An 18,477-nucleotide genomic window follows, 5' to 3' on the forward strand; every position below is an offset into this window, starting at 1 on the left:
ACCGCCGTCCCCTCCGTCACACCGCACCCCCGAAGTGCTCGCCGGGCGGTCAGCCTAGACGGCGGGCGTTGGCCCGCACCCGGGTGCGGATCGGTTCGAGCGCACGCTCGACGGTCGCCGGCCCCGGCGTCGAGGTGGCCAGCACGACCGCGGCGCGGGAGAACCCGTCCACCTTCTCCGTCCACATCCGGTGGTACTCGCGCACCTCGCGGGCCGGGGGCGGGAAGCCCGAGGTCAGCATCCGGGCGGTGCGCCGCGCGATGACCACGGGCGCGAACACCGCGATCTCGGCGAGCGAGCGGACGGCACGAGCGGTGGCGGACACGGGACGGACGGTAGCCGCTCCCCGGCACCGGCGGAGCGCACGCCGGTCACCGAGTGCGCGACGCCGGTCACCGCCGGGCCCGGTGGCGACACCCCCTCCCCCGTTAACGATGGGGCGCGGGGCCACGACAGGTAACCGGACGCGACCCCGGGGAGGGCTCACACGTATGGCCGTCGAGACGTTCTGGGACGGGCTGGAACGGCGGATCGCCGCCGGCGAACCGCCGCACGGGGAGCACCCGGACGGCACGCCGGCCGGGGTGACGGCCGAGGCACTGCGCCGCGTCCTGGACCTCGAGGCGCACCACCTGCGCAGGCCCGGCTCCGCGCCGGTCGCCCAGCACCTGCTCGCCGGAGCCGTCCTGGCCGGGGAGGCCGCGCTGGCCGGCGCCGCCCGGGCCCGCCTCACCGCCCAGGGGGTGCCCGCACTGACCACCCGCTGGCGCACCCGCCCGCCCTCGCCCGCGCTGAGCCGGGTCCTGGAGGGGCGCGGCGACGCGGTCGTCGCGCTGCTGGCCGGGCCGGACGGGGTGCTGCTGTCCCTCGACGCCTCCGGCGAGAGCGGTGCCTGGGACGCCGGTACCGGCCGGGCGGTCCCGGACCCGGTCGCCGGTCCCGACGGTCCACGGCCCGTGCCGTCCGCGGCCCGCGCCCGGACGCTCGCACTGTCCCCCGACGGCGGCCTGCTCGCCCTGGCCGGTGACGACCCCGTCGTGCGGGTGCTCGCCACCGACGGCCCGGCCCGCGGGGCCGAGGTGACGGCCCTGGCCGGGCGACCCGGCCCGGTGACCGCGCTCGCGGTGACCGGGTCCGCCCGGACCCGGGTGGTCGCGGGTGGCGCCGACGGCGCGGTGCGGGTGTGGGACGTGACCAGCGGGGCGGCCGTCTCGGTCGCCCACGGCCACACCGGCCCGGTGACGGCGCTCGCCGTGACCGGCGACGGCACCGTCGTGTCCGGTGGGGTGGACGGCACGCTGCGCTGCTGGGACCCGGCCACCGGGACGCCGCTGGGGCTGCTGGAGGGCGGGCCCGCGGTCGTCGCCGTGGCCCTACCCGCGCCCGGGCAGCTGCTCGCGGCCACCTCCGACGGCGCGTTGCACGTGTTCGCTCTGGTGCACGGGGTGCCGCAGGACCCGGTGCGGCTGGATGTCCCCGGCGACGGCGTCGCGGTCACCGCGGCCGCCCGCGCCGGTGAGGGCCGGGTCGTCGTCGGACGGGTGGACGGGACCGTGCAGCTCGTCCCGACCACCGGCCCCGGTCCGGTCGCCGAGCTCGCCGGGCACGGGGCCGCGGTACGGTCGGTCGCCGCCGACGCGGAGGGCACCGTCGTGGTGTCCGGTGACGACCGCGGGCGCGTCCTGGTCTGGGACCCGGTGCGGGCCCGGCCCGGCACCGGCGGTCACCACGGGGTCTCCCCCGCGGTCGGCGCGGTCGCCGCGACCGCGGGGCTGGTCGTCTCGGCCGGTCGCCGCTCGGACGGGCTGCTCGCCCACGACCCGGCCACCGGCGCGCGTCGCTGGGGTGTCCCGGCCGGCGCGGGCCGGCTCTGGTTCGACCCGTCCGGGACGCGGCTGTTCGCCGTCACCGGCACCGCGACCGTCGAGGAGCGCTACGCGACGACCGGGGTGCGGGCGGGGGCGGTCTCGCTGCCCGGCCGCGTCCTGGCCGGGCGGGGCGCGCTGGTCGTCACCGGCGAGCCGGACGGCACCGTCGCGGTGCGCGACGCGCGCAGCGGACGGGCCCTGCGCACCACCCGGCTGCCGTCGGCACCGCGGGTGGCCGCGCCGACCCCGGGCGGGGCGACGGTGCTGCTCGCCGCGGACGGCCTGCTGACCTGCTGGCGGCCCGCCTCGGCCGAGGTGCTCGCGGTGGAGCTCCCGGTCGGGCTGGTCACCGCCGTCGCCGTCGACGACGACGGCTGTCACGGGGTGGTCTGCGACGCCGACGGGCGGGTGCACGTCTGGCGGACCGGGTCGCCGGAGGTGACGACGGTCCGCGCCGACGCGGCGCACCTGACCGCGGCGGCGGGCGCGGCCGGATGCCGCGCGGTGACGACCGGCTCGGACGGCGCGGCGGTGCTGTGGGACCTGACCGCGGCGGCCGCCCGCAGCCGGGTGCCGCTGGACGCGCCGCTGACCGGGGTCGCGGTCGGGGGCGGCACGGTGGTCGTCGGCGACGGGTGCGGCGAGGTGCACTGCCTCGACCTGCTCACCGGGGTCGCCGACGTACCGGACGGCGCCATCCCCGAGCAGGGCGCCCCGGCGGTGGTCCCGGCGCCGCGCACCGGGACCACGGACCGGGAGACGGCCGCGCAGCTCGGCGAGTAGCCCTCCGTGGTTGACCCGGTGACCTCCGCGTGCTGACGTGGAGCATGCTCACCGAGGTCCTGATGTTCGCCGGTGTCGCAGCGCTGCTCGTGCTGGTTCCCGGCCCCGCGGTCACGCTGATCATGAAGAACACGGTCCTCCACGGGGCCCGGCACGCGCTGGGGACCGCTCTCGGTGTGTTCACGGCCGACCTCATCTGGGCGGGCGCGTCGATCCTCGGCCTGACGGCCGTCATCGTCGCCAGTGGTCCGGCGTTCCTCGTGGTCAAGCTCGCGGGCGCCGCCTACCTCGTCTACCTCGGAGTCCGGCTCCTGACCCGGCGCGACGACGACTCCGGGACGGGTCCGCTCCGCGGCGGCGGACGCAGGCCCAGGGCGTTCCGTGAGGGCTTCCTCTGCGACATGGCGAACCCGAAGACCGTTCTCGTCTACGCCAGCATCATCCCGCAGTTCGTGCAGCCGGGGGCGGGTGCCGCCCTGCACGTGGCGGTCCTGGGAGTCACGTTCGCCGTGGTCGGCCTGGTCGGGCTGGCCGTGTACACCCTCCTGTTCACCGCGGCGCGCTCGCTGATGGTGCGGTCGCGGGTCAGGAGGTGGATGACGCGGGTCAGCGGAGCGATCCTCACGACGTTCGGGATCGGACTCGCCGCGTCCGCCCGGTGACCTGCGACGACGGTGGGGTGATCAGGTACGGGACGGACACGGTCATGTCCGGGTTTCTTCGATGGACGTGACGAGGACACCGGGCCGAGACTTCGGGCGGCGGCAGTCCGGTACTGCCGTGGGGCCGCACCTGCGACGCGGGGCGGCCGCCGTGACCACCGACCGGAGGACGACGATGGCTCGCCGCGACGATCAGCCGAGCAGGTTCCACGTCAGGGCCCGGGAGCAGCCGGTCGTGGACCAGGGGGACGCCGGGAACGAGACGTGGATGAGGGCCGGGGGCGACCCGCGGGACCAGGGCCGCCTGGTGGAGCTCGTGTCGGACGAGCTGGTGGGGTCGGAGCGCCTCATGGTCGGCCTGGCCTGGCTGAGCCCCGGTGAGGTGCATCTGCTCCATCACCACCCGCACGCCGACGAGTGGTACTACGTGATTCGTGGCTCGGCCCTGTTCACCATCGGTGACGAGGTCATTCGTGGCACCCCCGGTTCCGCGCTGTGGATCCCGACGTCGACGCCGCACGGCATCCACAACGACGATCCGAGCGAGACCGTGGAGTTCCTGTGGGGGTTCGACAAGCCACGGCTGGACTCGGTCGGCATCGTCTGGGACGCGTAGGACGGGACCACTCCGGTCGGCCCCGGACACCCACGGACGGGGTCGGGGCCGACGGATGGCGTTTCCGCTGGTACGCGCCGTCAGCCGGCGTCGGGTGCGGCCACCCGGTAGCCCTCGAACTTCTCCCGGAGTGTCTTCTTGGAGCGCTGGGAGAAGCGACAGGACCCGGCTGCTGAGCAGGGAGAACAGGCGCCCGTTCGTGCCTGAGCAGGAAGCGCGTTCCGTCAGGGTTCCGTGCAGTGGGGCGACGGATTCACAGAGATCCGTGAGCTGCACCGGCTCGGGCTTCTCCCCCACGCGCCCGGCCTGCTGGTGATCTCCTCGCGGCGCGGGTTCATCCCTGCCAGGCCGGGGAGGGGGGTGCAGGGCACGCGGTCCAGCCTTGCACCCGTTACCTTCTTGATCAAGCCCGCTGAGGGCTTGCAGGCCGCCGGCCGCGGTATGACTGACTGCCCCTGTCGCCCGATGATCTGGGGGGTGTTGTCGCCGTGGCCGGAGGGCGCCAACGACCGCTGATAGAGACCTGACCCGTGTGGTCTGCTCGTAACGTGGCTGCCGGCGCGGGTGCTCGTGGTCGGCCTGCCGCGACGAGAAGGGAGCGGCGGTTGCCCGATCCTGACCAGCACCCGACCGGGTTCGCGGTGTTCTGCGGCCTGGACGTGGGCAAGTCCGAACACCACGCCTGCGCGGTCGACACCAACGGGAAGCGGGTGCACGACAAGGCCCTGCCCAACGACGAATCGGCGCTGCGCACCGTGCTGTCCGGGCTGGCCGAGCACGGCGCGGTGCTGATGGTCATCGACCAGCCCGCCTCGATCGGAGCGCTGGCCATCGCCGTCGCTCGTGATCTGGGGATCACGGTGGCCTACCTGCCCGGGCTGGCGATGCGCCGCATCGCCGACCTGCATCCCGGGCAGGCCAAGACCGACGCCCGCGACGCCCACGTGATCGCCGAGGCCGCCCGGACGATGCCGCACACCCTGCGCCGGGTCGGCACCGACGACGAGACCCTCGCCGAACTCACTGTGCTCGCCGGTTACGACGATGACCTGGCTGGGCAGAGCACCCGGCTGACGAACCGGCTGCGCGACGCCCTGCTGCATGTTCATCCCGCCCTGGAACGCCTGCTCGGGCCACGCCTGGACCGCGGTGGCGTGCTCGACCTGCTCGCGGCCGCGCCCACCCCGCAAGCCCTGCGAGAGCTCGGCGCTGACGGGATCGCCGAGACGATGCGGGCCCGGTCGCCTCGACTGGCCCGCACCCTTCCCGCCCAGATCCTGACCTCGCTCGACGCCCAGAGCCTGACCGTTCCCGGCACGGCCGCGTTCGCCCGTGTCATCACCGGCGTCGCCGGGCAGCTGCGCCAGGTCCACACCGAACGCGACCAGCTCGCCGACGAGCTCGAAGCCCGCCTGGAGGCCCACCCTCTTGGACCGGTCCTGACCTCGATGCCCGGACTCGGGGTCAGGACCGCCATCAAGATCCTCACCATCGTCGGCGACGGCTCCGGGTTCCCCACCGCCGGGCACCTCGCCGCTTACGCCGGCCTCGCCCCAGTCACCCGCCGCTCCGGCACCTCGATCAAAGGCGAAACCCGATCCCAGCGCGGCAACCACGCCCTGAAATCCGCGCTGTTCCTGTCCGCATTCGCCGCCCTGGCCGACCCCGCCAGCCGCGCCTACTACGACCGCAAACGAGCCGCCGGCAAACGACACAACGCCGCCCTGATCTGCCTCGCCCGACGCCGCACCGACGTCATCTACGCCATGCTCCGCGACCGCCGCCCCTACAACCCGCCCACGGTCAACAACCCCGATCCAGAACTCGCCGCCGCTTGACGAACCCATAGAGACACCCCTCCCCGGTCTGGCTGCCGTCTCGGCGCGCCGTGAGGAGGTCACCAGTCCTGCCGCACTCCCCTGATCTCCGAGCGGTGTCGGGTTCGGGCGGAGCCCGGCCGCCGGAGGCACCCACATGATTCGTTGTCGAGATCGCGATACCCCGTTACCGTGCCCGTTCGTGACCGCGCCCACAGACACCATGAGCATGGCCCGAGCCGAGCGCGCCGACCTCGCCGACTTTCTCGACGCGCTGACCCCAGCTCAGTGGGAGTCGCCTTCGCTGTGCCCGGGTTGGCGGGTACGGGACGTGGTGGCCCACATGTTCAGCTACGACGAACTGAGCACGGTCGGTCTGATCGGCCGGTTCGTGCGAGGGGGCGTTCTTCCGGACCGAGTGAACGCGGTCGGTGTCGATGCCTACGCCCGCTACACGCCGGATGAGTTGCTGGCCCTGGTCCGCCGGTGCCAGCAGCCCCGCGGGCTGACAGCCGGTTTCGGAGGGAAGATCGCTCTGACCGATGGGACGATCCACCACCAGGACCTCCGGCGTCCGCTGGCGATCCCACGGGAGATCCCGGCCGATCGACTGCGCGCGGTGCTGGACTTCGCCCGCACCGCTCCCACGATCGGGGCGTCGAAGCGGGTGCGTGGTCTTCGGCTCATCGCCACGGACGTGGACTGGTCTGCTGGCGAGGGACCTGAACCAGGTGAGGCGTTGCTGATGGCGATCGCAGGACGTCGGATCGTCGCCGACGAACTGTCCGGGGCGGGGCAACCGACAATGGCAGCGCGCCTGACCGGGTAGCGGATCGACGCCTCGGTCGGTGCCGATGCCGCGTCTGATCGAGGACCGCTCCGTGTGGGAGGGGCCGGGTAGGCGGGCCGACGGCCGCCCCGGGCCGGAGGTAGAGGGGTGGACGGCGGGCCGGCGTGGCCGGCCCGCGCCGCCGGAGGCGGCGCCTTGATCCTCAAGAGCCGGAATCGGCAGCTGACCGACCTGAGCCGAGTCGTGGTACACGACACGGACTACGACTGAGTCGTATCCGCAATGACAGTCGTACTACTGCCAGAACCAGCTCAAATCCAGCTCACACGTCGCGGCTGTCGACGGATCCTGAAATCTGACCCCCTGGCGTTCCGGGAATCGTGACCCCTCCCAACGCTGGGGAGGTGCTGAACGTGGAGGACTGGGCGGAGATCCGTCGTCTGCATCGGGCCGAGGGTGTCCCGATCAAGGAAATCGCCCGCCGGCTCGGGGTAGCCCGGAACACGGTGCGGGCGGCGCTGCGCTCGGAGGGGCCACCGAAGTACGAGCGCGTGTCGCGGGGCTCGGTCGCTGATGCCTACGAGCCGCAGGTACGGGCGCTGCTGGTGCAGTGGCCGAGGATGCCGGGGCCGGTGATCGCGCAGAAGATCGGCTGGCCTTACTCCGAGGGGCCGCTGAAGAAGCTGTTGGCCCGGATCCGGCCCGAGTACGTCGGGATCGATCCGTCGGACCGGACCGTCTACGAGCCGGGCGAGATCGCCCAGTGCGACCTGTGGTTCCCCGAGACCCTGATCCCGGTCGCGGCAAGGCAGGCGCGGATCCTGCCGGTGCTGGTGCTGACCTTGGCGTTCTCCCGGTTTCTGTCGGCGACGATGATCCCGTCGCGCCAGGGCGGTGACATCCTGTCCGGGATGTGGCAGCTGATCGCTGCCCTGGGCCGTGTCCCGAAGACGCTGGTCTGGGACCGGGAATCGGCGATCGGCGGCACCGGGAAGGTCTCGGCCCCGGCCGCCGGGTTCGCCGGAACTCTGGCCACGAGGATCCGGTTGGCTCCGCCGAAGGACCCCGAGTTCAAGGGCATGGTGGAGCGCAACAACGGGTTCTTCGAGACCTCGTTCCTGCCCGGACGCGAGTTCGCCTCCCCAGCCGACTTCAACGACCAGCTCGCCGAGTGGCTGGTGACCAGGGCGAACACGCGCACCGTCCGCGCCATCCATGGCCGGCCGGTGGACCTGCTCGAGGTCGACCGCCAGGCGATGATCGTCCTGCCGCCGGTGGCTCCACAGGTCGGTCTGACCCACCGGATCCGGCTGGCCCGTGACTACTACGTGCGCGTCGACGCCAACGACTACTCCGTCGATCCGCGGATGATCGGCCGCTTCGTCGAGGTCGCCGCATCACCCACTGCGGTCGAGGTGTTCTGCGGCAACGAGCGAGTCGCCAGCCACGACCGCAGCTGGGGCCGCCACCTGGTGATCACCGACCCGGCCCACGTCGCCACCGCCGCCGACATGCGCCACGCACTGGCTGAACAACGCCGCGCCCAGCAGCGGTCCCAGCAGTCCGGGACGCGCCGCCACAACGATGGCCACGCCGTCGCGATCCGGGCCCTGCCCGACTACGACGCCCTGTTCGGCGTCGACTTCACCCCCACCAGCCCGGCCGACCCCACGGCCGCGCCCGCAGCGGAAGCGAGCAACCCATGACCGCCACCACGACCGGGACTGCGCCGAGCGAGGGGTTGCCCTCGATGCTGGCCTACCTGACCCGGGTGCTGAAGACCCCGACGATCGGGCGCTGCTGGGCTGAGCTCGCTGAGCAGGCCCGCGACGAGACCTGGTCGCACGAGGAGTATCTGGCTGCGGTCCTGCAACGCCAGGTCGCCGAACGCGAGTCCGCCGGCACCACGATGCGGATCCGGACCGCGCATTTCCCAGCCGTGAAGACTCTCGAGGATTTCAACCTCGACCACCTGCCCTCGCTGCGTCGAGATGTGCTGGCGCACTTGGCGACCGGGACGTTCGTGGCCAAGGCTGAGAACGTGATCCTGCTCGGCCCACCCGGGCTCGGGAAGACCCATCTCGCGATCGGGCTCGGGGTCAAAGCCGCCCACGCCGGCTACTCGGTGCTCTTCGACACCGCGAACAACTGGATCACCCGCCTCACCGACGCCCACCAGGCCGGACGGCTGGAGGCCGAGCTGAAGAAGATCCGCCGCTACAAGCTGATCATCATCGACGAGGTCGGCTACATCCCCTTCGACCAGGACGCGGCGAACCTGTTCTTCCAGCTCATTGCCTCCCGCTACGAGCAGGGCTCTGTGATGGTCACCTCGAACCTGCCCTTCGGACGCTGGGGCGAGACCTTCTCCGACGATGTCGTCGCCGCAGCCATGATCGACCGTCTGGTTCACCACGCCGAGGTTCTGACCTTGACCGGAGACTCCTACCGGACCCGCCAGCGCCGCGAGCTGCTGGCCAAACAGAACCGCGCCGACCGGGACTGACAGACCAACCGAGGGGTCAAACTTGCCGATCCCCAGGGGGGTCAATCTTCAGGATCCGTTGACAGCGGCAGAGACGGGCGCGGAAGGCGACTCCCAGAACAAGAGATTGTTTAGAGGTCGTTTCAGAACGACTTGTCGAGTTTCCATTGACCCCTCGACGACAGATCAAACGGCAGGTCAGATAGCCGCTTGTCGTCTACAACAGACACGTCGACCTCGTTCTGAAATGACCTCTAAGAGGTCGCGCGGATTGGTTGGTGATCATGGACGTCGTGCAGGTCGGGCGTTCCAGCGGTGTGTGGTCCAGGCCTGCCGAATCAAGCTACGGAGTGTGACGATCGTGTCGGCGAGGTCGAAGAACGCGTCGACGACGATTTCTCGTCGTTCGTAGCAGCGCTGCAGCCGGTTGAAGCTGTTGTGCCAAGCGTTGGTCCGCTCGACGTGCCAGCGGCGGGTGGCCTGGATCGGCGCTTTCTCACCCTTGTGCGCGATCTCGCCGTGCAGGCCTCGTTCGGCCAGCGTGTCGCGGGTCTTGCCGGAGTCATAGCCGGCGTCGAGGTGCACGGTGATGTCGTCGGGCAGCGGGCCGAGAGCATCGAGGCGGTCGAGGGTGGGGCCCAGTAGCGGGGAGTCGTGCCGGTTGGCTCCGGCCAGGACTCGGCCCAGCGGGATGCCGTATCCCTCGACGAGCACCGAACGTTTCATACCCTGTTTGCGCCGGTCCACCGGCGACGGACCGGCGACCTCGCCGCCGCCGGGGGCCTTGGTGATGGCGCCATCGACGGCGATGTCGTGCAGCAGCAGACCGACGATGCGGTCGTAGGCGTCCAGGACGATCCGACGCAGCTGGGCGAAGACCCCGAGCCTGATCCACTCGTCACGACGATCGCGGATGGTGGTCGCCGAGCAGGTGCTGTCAGCGATGCCCTCATACGAGCAGCCGAACCGCAGTACCTGCAGGAGCTTGTCGAACACGATCCGATCCGCGATCCGGCGGCGATGGCAGCCCAGCGGATGGGTGGGATCGAACTCGTCTCGATGAGGCAGCAGCGCGGTGAACTGGTCCCACAACGGCTCGGTCAGCCATGATGGCAGGGTGGGCACGCGGCCTCCAGACGATCACGAAGCGTAGATAACTTCATGATCGGCAGGCCCGTACCCGCCCTCGCCCCCAGACACTCGACCGCGGCCAAGCTGTGACCAATCCGCGCGACCTCTTAGAGGTCGTTTCAGAACGACTTGTCGAGTTTCCATTGACCCCTCGACGACAGATCAAACGGCAGGTCAGATAGCCGCTTGTCGTCTACAACAGACACGTCGACCTCGTTCTGAAATGACCTCTTAGAGCGTCCGGCGATTGATGGTTATCGGAGTCGACGGGTCGTGGGTCGGGTTGTCCAGCGGTAGCGGCTGCGGGCACGGTTGATCAGCCGGCGGATCACGGTGAGCGCGGCGGCGAGGTTGAGGTAGAACTCGACGATGATCTTCCGGCGATCGGTGAACCGGCGCAGCTTGCCGTAGCCGTTCATCCAGGAATGGGTGCGCTCGACCGGCCACCGCATACCGACCTGGATCGGGGCGGGCCGGCCCTTGGTGGCGATCTGTGCGTCGAACCCGAGTCGTTCGAGCAGATCGCGGGTCTTGCCTGAGTCATAGCCCCGGTCCAGGTGCAGGCACGGTCGCTCGGGCCGCGGCCCGATCATGTCGTAGATCCCGATCAGGGTCGGTTTCAGCAACGGCGAGTCGTGGTCATTGGCGCGGGCGCTGATCAGGTGCAGCGGGATCCCCGCACCGTCGCAGACCACGGAGCGTTTGGTGCCCTGTTTGCCCCGGTCGACCGGGTTACAGCCGGCGACCTCGCCACCGCAGGGAGCCTTGGTGATCGCTCCGTCGGCAGACAGATCGTCGAGGTCGAGACCGATCATCTAGTCATAGCCGGCCAGCGCGGCCCGAAGGACCTGCTCCCCGACGCCAGCGGCGGCCCACTGGGCGAGACGGCGGCGGATCGTGCGGTCCGAGCAGCCGGGGGTGGCAATGCGTTCGTAGCCGCTGCCGTGCACCAACGCCGCGAGCACGTGCTCGAACACCAGGCGGTCGGGGATACGGCGGCGGTGACATCCCCACGGATGGGCCGGGTCGAACTCCGGGCGCCGCTCTGCCTCGATCAGGGCAGCGAACTCGACCCAGAGGGGGTCGATCAGCGATTCTGGCAATAGAGGCACGGACCCTCCAGGCGACCATCAGGACATCAGCAATCCCATGATCACTTGCAGGTCCGTGTCTCTACCATCACCGACACACGGCCACCTCTACTGCCGGACGCTCTTAGAGGTCATTTCAGAACGAGGTCGACGTGTCTGTTGTAGACGACAAGCGGCTATCTGACCTGCCGTTTGATCTGTCGTCGAGGGGTCAATGGAAACTCGACAAGTCGTTCTGAAACGACCTCTTAGCTTGATCTTTAACCTTCCGGAGCTGCTGCTGGGAGGTTGATGTAGTTCGGGCGGCGTGTCGGCGGGACATGGGTACGGCCACCGCTTGATCATCTTCGGGTTCCTTCCACAGAACATCGAAGACGAAAGCGGTGGCCGTGGTGGTCAGTGTGGCTTCTGCCGGGCCAGTGGTGCTCGGTGACACTCCGGTCGGGCGGGGTGATCTTGCCGGGTTTCGGCAGGAGTTCTACGCGTCGTTGACTGCGCGAGCGGATGCGCTGTTCGAGCTCACCGACGCCGTGTTGTGCGCGGACGGCCCGGTTCGCTCGCTACCGGAGCTGACCTTGGTGGCTGAGCACCGTCGCGGGCACGGCGCGATGTACGACGCGTTGGCCTGTGGCAGGATCTCCGCCCGGAGGCTGCGCCGGGTGCTGGCCGGTCTCCCGTTGCCCCGTGCCGTCGACGGTCGGATCGTGCTCGCCGTGGATGTCAGCCCGTGGCTGCGCCCGGACGCTACGACCAGCGATCAGCGGCTGTTCTGCCATGTCTACGGACGCGGAAAGGGCAACGCGCAGCTGATCCCGGGCTGGCCATACTCGTTCGTCGCCGCCCTGGAGACGGGCCGGACGTCGTGGACGGCGGTCCTGGACGCGGTTCGACTCGGCCCGGCCGACGACGCCACCGCGGTGACCGCCACCCAGCTACGCGCGGTCATCGAGCGACTGACCAGCGCCGGGCACTGGCGCCCCGGGGACCCGGACATCGTGATCGTCACCGACACCGGATACGACATCACCCGCCTCGCCTACGTACTGGCCGATCTGCCCGTCGAGCTGGTCGGACGACTGCGCTCGGACCGGGTCCTGCGCCTGCCCAAGCCGCCACGGCTGCCCGGCACGACCGGGCGCCCACCCAAGCACGGCCCGGAGATCGCCTTGAACCGGCCCGCCACCTGGATCGAACCGGTGCACACCACGACGACCAAGACCACCCGCTACGGCACTGCCGTCGCGACCAGCTGGGACCGGGTCCACCCCCGGCTGACCCGGCGCACGTGCTGGATCGACCACGCCGGCGAACTGCCGATCATCGAGGGCACCCTGCTCCGGCTGCAGGTCGACCACCTACCCGGCGACCGCGACCCGAAGCCCGTGTGGCTATGGAGCTCCGCCACCGACGCGAGCGCCGCCGACGTGGACCGCTGGTGGCAGGCGTTCCTCCGCAGATTCGATCTCGAGCACACATTCCGCCTGCTCAAGCAGACCCTCGGCTGGACAACCCCGAAGCTGCGCACCCCCGAAGCCGCCGACCGCTGGACCTGGCTGATCATCGCCTCCCACACCCAACTCCGCCTGGCCCGACCACTGGCCGCCGACCTACGCCGCCCCTGGGAACGACCCGCCGCCCCCACCCGGCTCACCCCGGCCCGGGTTCGCCGCGCCTTTCGGAACATCCGCGCGCGGACCGTCCTCCCGGCCAGTGCACCGAAACCCAGCCGACCCGGTCCCGGCCGCCCACCCGGCTCCCGCAACCGGCACACCCCGACCAGCCACGACGTCGGGAAAACGGTCAAACGCGACCGCACCATCACCGCGCGACGACAACACACAGGTTAAAAACCAAGCTTAGACGTCGTTTCAGAAGTGGTGGGCCCGGTTCTGCCGGTGACGGCGGGGCTGGCAGCATCGGCTGATGGTCGCGCCTCGTGTGTCTGAGAAGACGAAGATTTTCGAGTTGGAGATCGTCCTGACCGAGGTGGTGCCGGCGGTCCGGCGTCGGGTGCAGGTGCCGGGCGAGGTCGACTTGGCGGTGTTACACGAGGTGGTGCAGTCAGTGATGGGCTGGACGAACTCTCATCTGCACGAGTTCGAGATCGTCGGGCGCCGCTACGGGATCCCAGACCCGGACTGGCCCGGACAGGATGTCGCCGACGAGACGAAAGAGAAGCTGTTTCGGCTGGTCAAGGCTGGTGACCGGTTCGGTTACGTCTACGACTTCGGTGACAACTGGGCCCACGAGATCACCGTCGAGGCGGTCGCGGCCGTCGAGCCGGGAGTGTGCTATCCGCGATGCGTCGCCGGGCAGGGGGCGTGCCCGCCCGAGGACGTCGGCGGGATCGGGGGGTATGAGGACTTCCAGGCCGTGCTCGCCGACCCTGACCATCCCGACCGCGCCGAGCGCCTGGAGTGGGCGGGCGGGCCGTTCGACCCGCACCGCTTCGACCCTGACGAGGCCGACCGGGCCTTGGAGTGGCTGGCCTGGCGGCCGCTGGCCCCGACCTCGTAGGCGAGTGCCTCAGCGAGGGCTGGGTCGACCATCACTTCGGCTTCGGCTTCGGCTTGGTGAGGCGGCGGTGGCAGATCAGGGCGCAGGCCAGCGATAACAGCGCGGTGATCGTGGATTCGGCGCGGTCGTAGCGCAGCGCGAGGCGGCGGAAGTCCAGCAGCCAGGACATGGTGCGCTCGACGACCCAGCGGACCCGCCCGAGCCGGGTGGAGTCCTCGATCCCGCGCCGGGCGATCCGCACCCCGATCCCACGCCCACTCAGGTAGCGGCGGCAGCGGGGATAGTCGTAGCCCTTGTCGGCGTGCACCTTGTCCGGCCGACGTCGCGGACGCCCCGGCTGTCCCGCCCGTTCGCGGACGCCGGGGTTGGTGTCCAGCAGCGGGGCGAGCATCCGACTGTCGTGGGCGTTCGCCCCGGTGACCAGCGCATGCAGCGGGAGCCCGCCTCGGTCGCAGAGCACGTGGTACTTGCTGCCCGCCTTCCCGCGATCGGTCGGCGAGGGCCCGGTGGCCTCGCCGCGGCGCTTGGCCCGCACGCTCACGCTGTCCACCGCCGCCCGCGACCAGTCCAGCAGGCCCTGCTGGGCGAGGCGGTCGAGCATCACCCGGTGCAGCTGGGCCCAGACCCCGGCCTGCTGCCACTGCCGTAGCCGCCGCCAGCAGGTCACTCCGGACCCACAGCCGAGCTCGGCGGGCAGCGCGTTCCAGCTGATCCCGGTCTTGAGCACGAACACGATCCCGGCCAGAGCGGCCCGATCCGGCACCCGCGGACGGCCTGTCCGTCCCCGCTTGTGCTTGCGCGGCTTGGGCAGCAGCGGCTCCACCAGCGCCCACAGCTCGTCGCTCACCAATCGCTCGACACAAGATCGCCGCGCCACGACCGGACATGATCAGCTACCAGCGCCGATCCACACAGGACCGACACGCCGACTTCTGAAACGACCTCTAAGAGGTCATTTCAGAACGAGGTCGACGTGTCTGTTGTAGACGACAAGCGGCTATCTGACCTGCCGTTTGATCTGTCGTCGAGGGGTCAATGGAAACTCGACAAGTCGTTCTGAAACGACCTCTAAGGACACCGTCCCGGTGCGGGAGCTGTTCCCGCGCCGCATCTGCCTGCGCGTGGCCACCAAGTCCCACGTCGGGATGGTGCTGGGCGACAACGCCTACGACCGGGGTGCGTGGGCGAACCGCATCGGCGAGTCCGAGGCCGGCGTTGGGTATCTGTTCGGCGAGGGCGTCCGCGAACCCCTGCGCGTCCGGGCCGCCTGGGTACCCGACGAGGCGATCAAGGCCCTGGAGCGGTTCGTCGCCGCGCCCTCGCCGGATCCGGCCCGGAGGCCTGCGCCGGTGCTGCCCTTCCGCCCCGGCACGCCCGCCCTGCCCACCGGAGGTGCCGCATGAACACCACCGAGACCGACTCCGAGCCGATCGATCAGGACAAGCTCACCCGCGCCCAGAAGGCCATGCTGGCGCTGTCCAACGAGGTCGCCACCCAGCTCGCCGAAGACCACGGCGTCTGCGTCCGACCGCTCGCCATGCGCCGCATTGACCAGAGCAGCGGCCGGGTCGACGTCGTCCCGGTGCCGTGCGGTTCGACGCGGGAGGACCAGTGCCGCCCGTGTGCGGAGAAGGCCCGACGCCTGCGCATGGTCCAGTGCCGCGAGGGCTGGCACCTCGAGGACGAGCCGATCGCCAAGCCTGCTGACCCGACCGCGGCGCAGAAGGAGCTGATGACGGTCCGGGCGGACCTGCACGCCGCCTACACCGACGCCCGCGCCAAGGGCGACGAGGAGGAGTGCGAGGAGATCCGCGAGACCGTCGCCGAGGTCGACCAGGAGCTACGCGCCCTCGGGGTCCGCGGCCGCCTGGCCCCGCTCGACCCGACACCACAGACCGTGCGGCGCTCGACCCGGCGTCGGCAGGACGCACCGAACCTGCCCCGCCGCCCGGTGGAGGACCGCACCCTCGGGCGGGTGTTCGGCGGCAAGTACCGGCCCTCGACCTTCCTCACGCTCACCCTGGACACCTATGGGCGGGTGGACAAGCACGGGGCCGCGCTCGACCCGGACTCCTACGACTACCGCCGGGCCGCCCGCGATGCGATCCACTTCCCCAAGCTGCTCGACCGGTTCTGGCAGAACACCCGCCGCTGCGTGGGCTGGGACGTGCAGTACTTCGGCACCGTGGAACCCCAGAAGCGTGGGGCACCGCACTTCCACGCCGCCATCCGCGGCACCGTCCCGCGTTCGGAGCTCCGAGCGATCACCGCCGCCACCTACCACCAGGTCTGGTGGCCGGCCCATGACGAGATCGTCTACAGCGGGGACCGGCTCCCGCGCTGGGACCACCACTACAAGGCGTTCGTCGATCCCGAGACTCGCGAGCCGCTGCCGACCTGGGACGAGGCCACCGACCCGGACGTCCTCGCGGTTCCGGCGCACACGGTGGTGTTCGGGCCGCAGGTCCACGTGAAGGGCATCCTCGGCGGTTCTGAGGAGGCCGGTCGGCACATCGGCTACCTGACGAAGTACCTCACCAAGAGCGTCGGGCAGGCCGCCGGCCTCGACGAGTCCGCGACGTCCCGTCAGCGCGAGCACGCCCGCCGCCTGGCCGCCGAACTCGCGATCACGCCGTGCTCGCCGCGCTGCCCGATCTGGCTGCTCTACGGCATCGAACCCAAGGGAGCCCGCCCCGGAACCACACCCGGGCACTGCAAGGGCAAAGCCCACAAGGCCGAACACCTCGGCATCGCCGGGCGCCGGGTGCTGGTCTCCCGCAAGTGGTCCAACAAGTCGCTCTCCGACCACCGGGCCGAGCGGACGGCGTTCGTTCGGCAACTCCTCGACCGGGCCGGGGTACAGCCCGCCTACGCCGTCGACGACGGCCCCTTCACCTGGGAGACCACCAAACCCGGTGACGGCGACGTCCCACCCCGCACCGTGCTGCTCCTTCACGCGATCAACCAACGCTCCCGATGGCGCGCCGACTACGACGCCGCCGTCCTGGCCACCAGCGACGCCCCGCCCGACGACCGTTCGGCAACCGAGGGAGCAGCGGCATGACGACGACGATCGACCGGGACGAGCTGCTGACCGTGCGCCAGGTCCTCGAACTGCTCGGGGGCGTCTCGCGGGACACGTTCTACGAGTGGCGCGAGAAGCGCACCGCCCCGCCATGCCTGCGCCTACCCAACGGTCATCTCCGTATCCGGCGCGGTGACCTGCTCGACTGGTTGGAAGCGCTGCGAGATGGCCCGGACCGGCGGGCCGCGTAATGCACGGCTCGACGACGTTCGACGTAAGCGTCTGGAAGATCGCGACCGCCTCGAACCGCCGTCGGAAGTACGGCGTGCGGTGGCGGACAGCGGGCAAGGAGCACTCCGAGTGGTTCGCGACGAAGGCCCTGGCGGAGTCGTTCCGGACGGACCTCATCCGCGCGCAGCGGGCCGGTGAGCGCTTCGACGTCGCTACTGGCCTTCCGGAGTCAGCACGGAGACGTCAGAACGAGCGGTCGTTGCTCGACGTCGCCACGAGCTACGTCGACCACCTGTGGCAGAGCGGGGCGCCACCGAACACCCGGCGGGCGGCGGTCATGCATCTGTCCGCCGCGGTGCCGTTGTTCGTGCGTCGTCTGGACCGTCCGCCACCGCGGACCGAACTTCAACGACTCCTCTCCACCCGCTTGCTTCCTCCGCCTCACCGCTCGTTGCCGTTGACCGGCACGGAGATCGCGAACGCGTCGTGGCTCCGTCGCGCGTCCCGGCTGGTGGGCGAGATGGGGCAGGGCCAGGAGGTAGTCGAGCTGCTGGGCGCACTCGGTCGGACCGCGGACGGACGCCACCTCGCGTCGTCGACCTGGGACACGCGGCGGTCGATTCTGCATCGGGCGCTCGCGTTCGCAGTGGCCTCGGGGTGGCTCGACGTCAACCCGCTCACGGGACGACGGCTTCCGCTCGCCGGCGGGGCGGGCGCGATCGATCCGAGGGTGGTGGTGAACCCGCTGCAGGCGCGCCAGCTTCTCGCCGCGGTGAGCTACGTGACGACGCCGGTCCGCACCGACCACCGCGACCGTGGACGGCGGCTGCACGCGTTCTTCTGCTGTCTCTACTACGCAGGTCTACGCCCCTCCGAAGCGCTGGGCCTACGGCGCACCGACTGCGTGTTGCCCGCCGAGGGCTGGGGAGAGCTACGGCTCGCGCGAGCACGCCCGGACATCAGCGGACGTCACTTCCGCGATACCGGCAGCGACGCCGATCGCCCACTGAAGCACCGCCGTGCCGAGGCCGTCCGAGTGGTCCCGATCCCGCCTGTACTGGTCGCGACTCTCGCCGCGCACCGGGACGAGTACGGCACCACTCCGGACGGCCGACTGTTCCGTGGTGTCGGCGGCGGTGGAGTCCCGACCTCGGTGTACACGGACGTGTGGACCATTGCTCGGCAGATCGGCCTCACCCCGGAACAGGCGGCGTCACCGCTCGCACGGCGCCCCTACGATCTCCGTCATGCGGCTGTGTCGACCTGGCTGAACGCGGGTGTGCCACCCACGGAGGTCGCCGCTCGGGCCGGCCACTCGGTGGCGGTGCTGCTCACCGTCTACGCCAAGTGCATCGACGGCGAGCGGGCGACCCACAACGCGCGGATCGCGGCGCTGCTGGACGGACCGTCCACATGAGACACGGGTCCGGCTCACTGTTCCGTCAGTGTTCCGTGGACGCC

General features: G+C 70.7%; 15 protein-coding genes and 2 pseudogenes. 13 read left to right on the forward strand and 4 right to left on the reverse strand.

The window, feature by feature from the left end; all coding sequences use genetic code 11:
• Window positions 1–49: 49 nt before the first annotated feature.
• A complete protein-coding gene (locus tag KPF47_RS25590) occupies window positions 50–325 on the reverse strand; it encodes a hypothetical protein (protein ID WP_224391357.1) in 276 nt (91 codons plus the stop codon).
• 166 nt (window positions 326–491) lie between these two features.
• Here KPF47_RS25590 and KPF47_RS25595 point away from each other — a divergent pair, with 166 nt between their 5' ends.
• The 7 genes from KPF47_RS25595 (at window position 492) to istB (ending at window position 9,042) form a co-directional block, all read left to right on the forward strand.
• A complete protein-coding gene (locus KPF47_RS25595; RefSeq protein WP_224391358.1) occupies window positions 492–2,651 on the forward strand; it encodes a WD40 repeat domain-containing protein in 2,160 nt (719 codons plus the stop codon).
• 29 nt (window positions 2,652–2,680) lie between these two features.
• On the forward strand, window positions 2,681–3,313 hold the full coding sequence (locus tag KPF47_RS25600) for a LysE family translocator (RefSeq protein WP_224391359.1): 633 nt from the start codon (window positions 2,681–2,683) through the stop codon (window positions 3,311–3,313).
• Window positions 3,314–3,488: 175 nt separating this feature from the next.
• Complete coding sequence (locus KPF47_RS25605) at window positions 3,489–3,929, forward strand: cupin domain-containing protein (RefSeq protein ID WP_224391360.1); 441 nt, start codon at window positions 3,489–3,491, stop codon at window positions 3,927–3,929.
• A gap of 605 nt (window positions 3,930–4,534) precedes the next feature.
• Window positions 4,535–5,767, forward strand: coding sequence for an IS110 family transposase (locus KPF47_RS25610; protein WP_224386690.1), 1,233 nt, complete (start codon window positions 4,535–4,537; stop codon window positions 5,765–5,767).
• A 181-nt stretch (window positions 5,768–5,948) separates the two neighbouring features.
• Entirely contained in the window at window positions 5,949–6,575 is a 627-nt protein-coding gene (locus KPF47_RS25615; RefSeq protein WP_224391361.1) for a maleylpyruvate isomerase family mycothiol-dependent enzyme, read from the forward strand.
• A 365-nt stretch (window positions 6,576–6,940) separates the two neighbouring features.
• The gene (gene istA / locus KPF47_RS25620) at window positions 6,941–8,242 is read left to right on the forward strand and encodes an IS21 family transposase (protein WP_224391363.1); all 1,302 of its coding nucleotides are present in this window, start codon (window positions 6,941–6,943) and stop codon (window positions 8,240–8,242) included.
• Window positions 8,239–9,042: an IS21-like element helper ATPase IstB gene (gene istB, locus KPF47_RS25625; protein WP_224388405.1), complete on the forward strand. Its 804-nt coding sequence runs from the start codon at window positions 8,239–8,241 to the stop codon at window positions 9,040–9,042. The genes istA and istB overlap by 4 nt, the downstream gene beginning before the upstream one ends.
• 261 nt (window positions 9,043–9,303) lie before the next feature.
• Here the strand turns inward: istB and KPF47_RS25630 are convergent, their stop codons facing one another.
• Window positions 9,304–10,146 carry an IS5 family transposase gene (locus tag KPF47_RS25630; RefSeq protein WP_224386276.1) on the reverse strand — a complete coding sequence of 281 codons (843 nt, stop codon included), beginning with the start codon at window positions 10,144–10,146 and terminating at the stop codon, window positions 9,304–9,306.
• Between the two features lie 260 nt (window positions 10,147–10,406).
• Window positions 10,407–11,264, reverse strand: a pseudogene (locus KPF47_RS25635) (IS5 family transposase).
• A gap of 401 nt (window positions 11,265–11,665) precedes the next feature.
• Here KPF47_RS25635 and KPF47_RS25640 point away from each other — a divergent pair.
• Together KPF47_RS25640 and KPF47_RS25645 are read left to right on the forward strand one after the other, a co-directional pair.
• Window positions 11,666–13,090 carry an NF041680 family putative transposase gene (locus KPF47_RS25640; RefSeq protein WP_224386384.1) on the forward strand — a complete coding sequence of 475 codons (1,425 nt, stop codon included), beginning with the start codon at window positions 11,666–11,668 and terminating at the stop codon, window positions 13,088–13,090.
• A 76-nt stretch (window positions 13,091–13,166) separates the two neighbouring features.
• Window positions 13,167–13,760 (forward strand): plasmid pRiA4b ORF-3 family protein, encoded by a 594-nt coding sequence (locus KPF47_RS25645; protein ID WP_224386178.1) that lies wholly within the window; start codon window positions 13,167–13,169, stop codon window positions 13,758–13,760.
• 31 nt (window positions 13,761–13,791) lie between these two features.
• Here the strand turns inward: KPF47_RS25645 and KPF47_RS25650 are convergent, their stop codons facing one another.
• Window positions 13,792–14,637: an IS5 family transposase gene (locus KPF47_RS25650; protein WP_224386382.1), complete on the reverse strand. Its 846-nt coding sequence runs from the start codon at window positions 14,635–14,637 to the stop codon at window positions 13,792–13,794.
• 190 nt (window positions 14,638–14,827) lie between these two features.
• On the opposite strand from KPF47_RS25650, the pseudogene KPF47_RS25655 reads away from it, so the two are divergent.
• The 4 genes and pseudogenes from KPF47_RS25655 to KPF47_RS25670 form a co-directional block, all read left to right on the forward strand.
• Window positions 14,828–15,163, forward strand: a pseudogene (locus KPF47_RS25655) (hypothetical protein); the annotation flags it as partial.
• Window positions 15,160–16,824, forward strand: a complete 1,665-nt coding sequence (locus tag KPF47_RS25660) for a helitron helicase-like domain-containing protein (RefSeq protein WP_224391365.1) — start codon at window positions 15,160–15,162, stop codon at window positions 16,822–16,824. The pseudogene KPF47_RS25655 and the gene KPF47_RS25660, both read left to right, overlap by 4 nt.
• Window positions 16,821–17,036 carry an AlpA family transcriptional regulator gene (locus KPF47_RS25665; protein WP_224391366.1) on the forward strand — a complete coding sequence of 72 codons (216 nt, stop codon included), beginning with the start codon at window positions 16,821–16,823 and terminating at the stop codon, window positions 17,034–17,036. Before KPF47_RS25660 ends, KPF47_RS25665 begins: the two co-directional genes overlap by 4 nt.
• Complete coding sequence (locus KPF47_RS25670; RefSeq protein ID WP_224391367.1) at window positions 17,036–18,433, forward strand: integrase; 1,398 nt, start codon at window positions 17,036–17,038, stop codon at window positions 18,431–18,433. Before KPF47_RS25665 ends, KPF47_RS25670 begins: the two co-directional genes overlap by 1 nt.
• Window positions 18,434–18,477: the final 44 nt, after the last annotated feature.

This window comes from Pseudonocardia sp. ICBG1293, assembly GCF_020131355.1.
In the GTDB taxonomy this organism is placed as follows: Bacteria; Actinomycetota; Actinomycetes; order Mycobacteriales; family Pseudonocardiaceae; genus Pseudonocardia.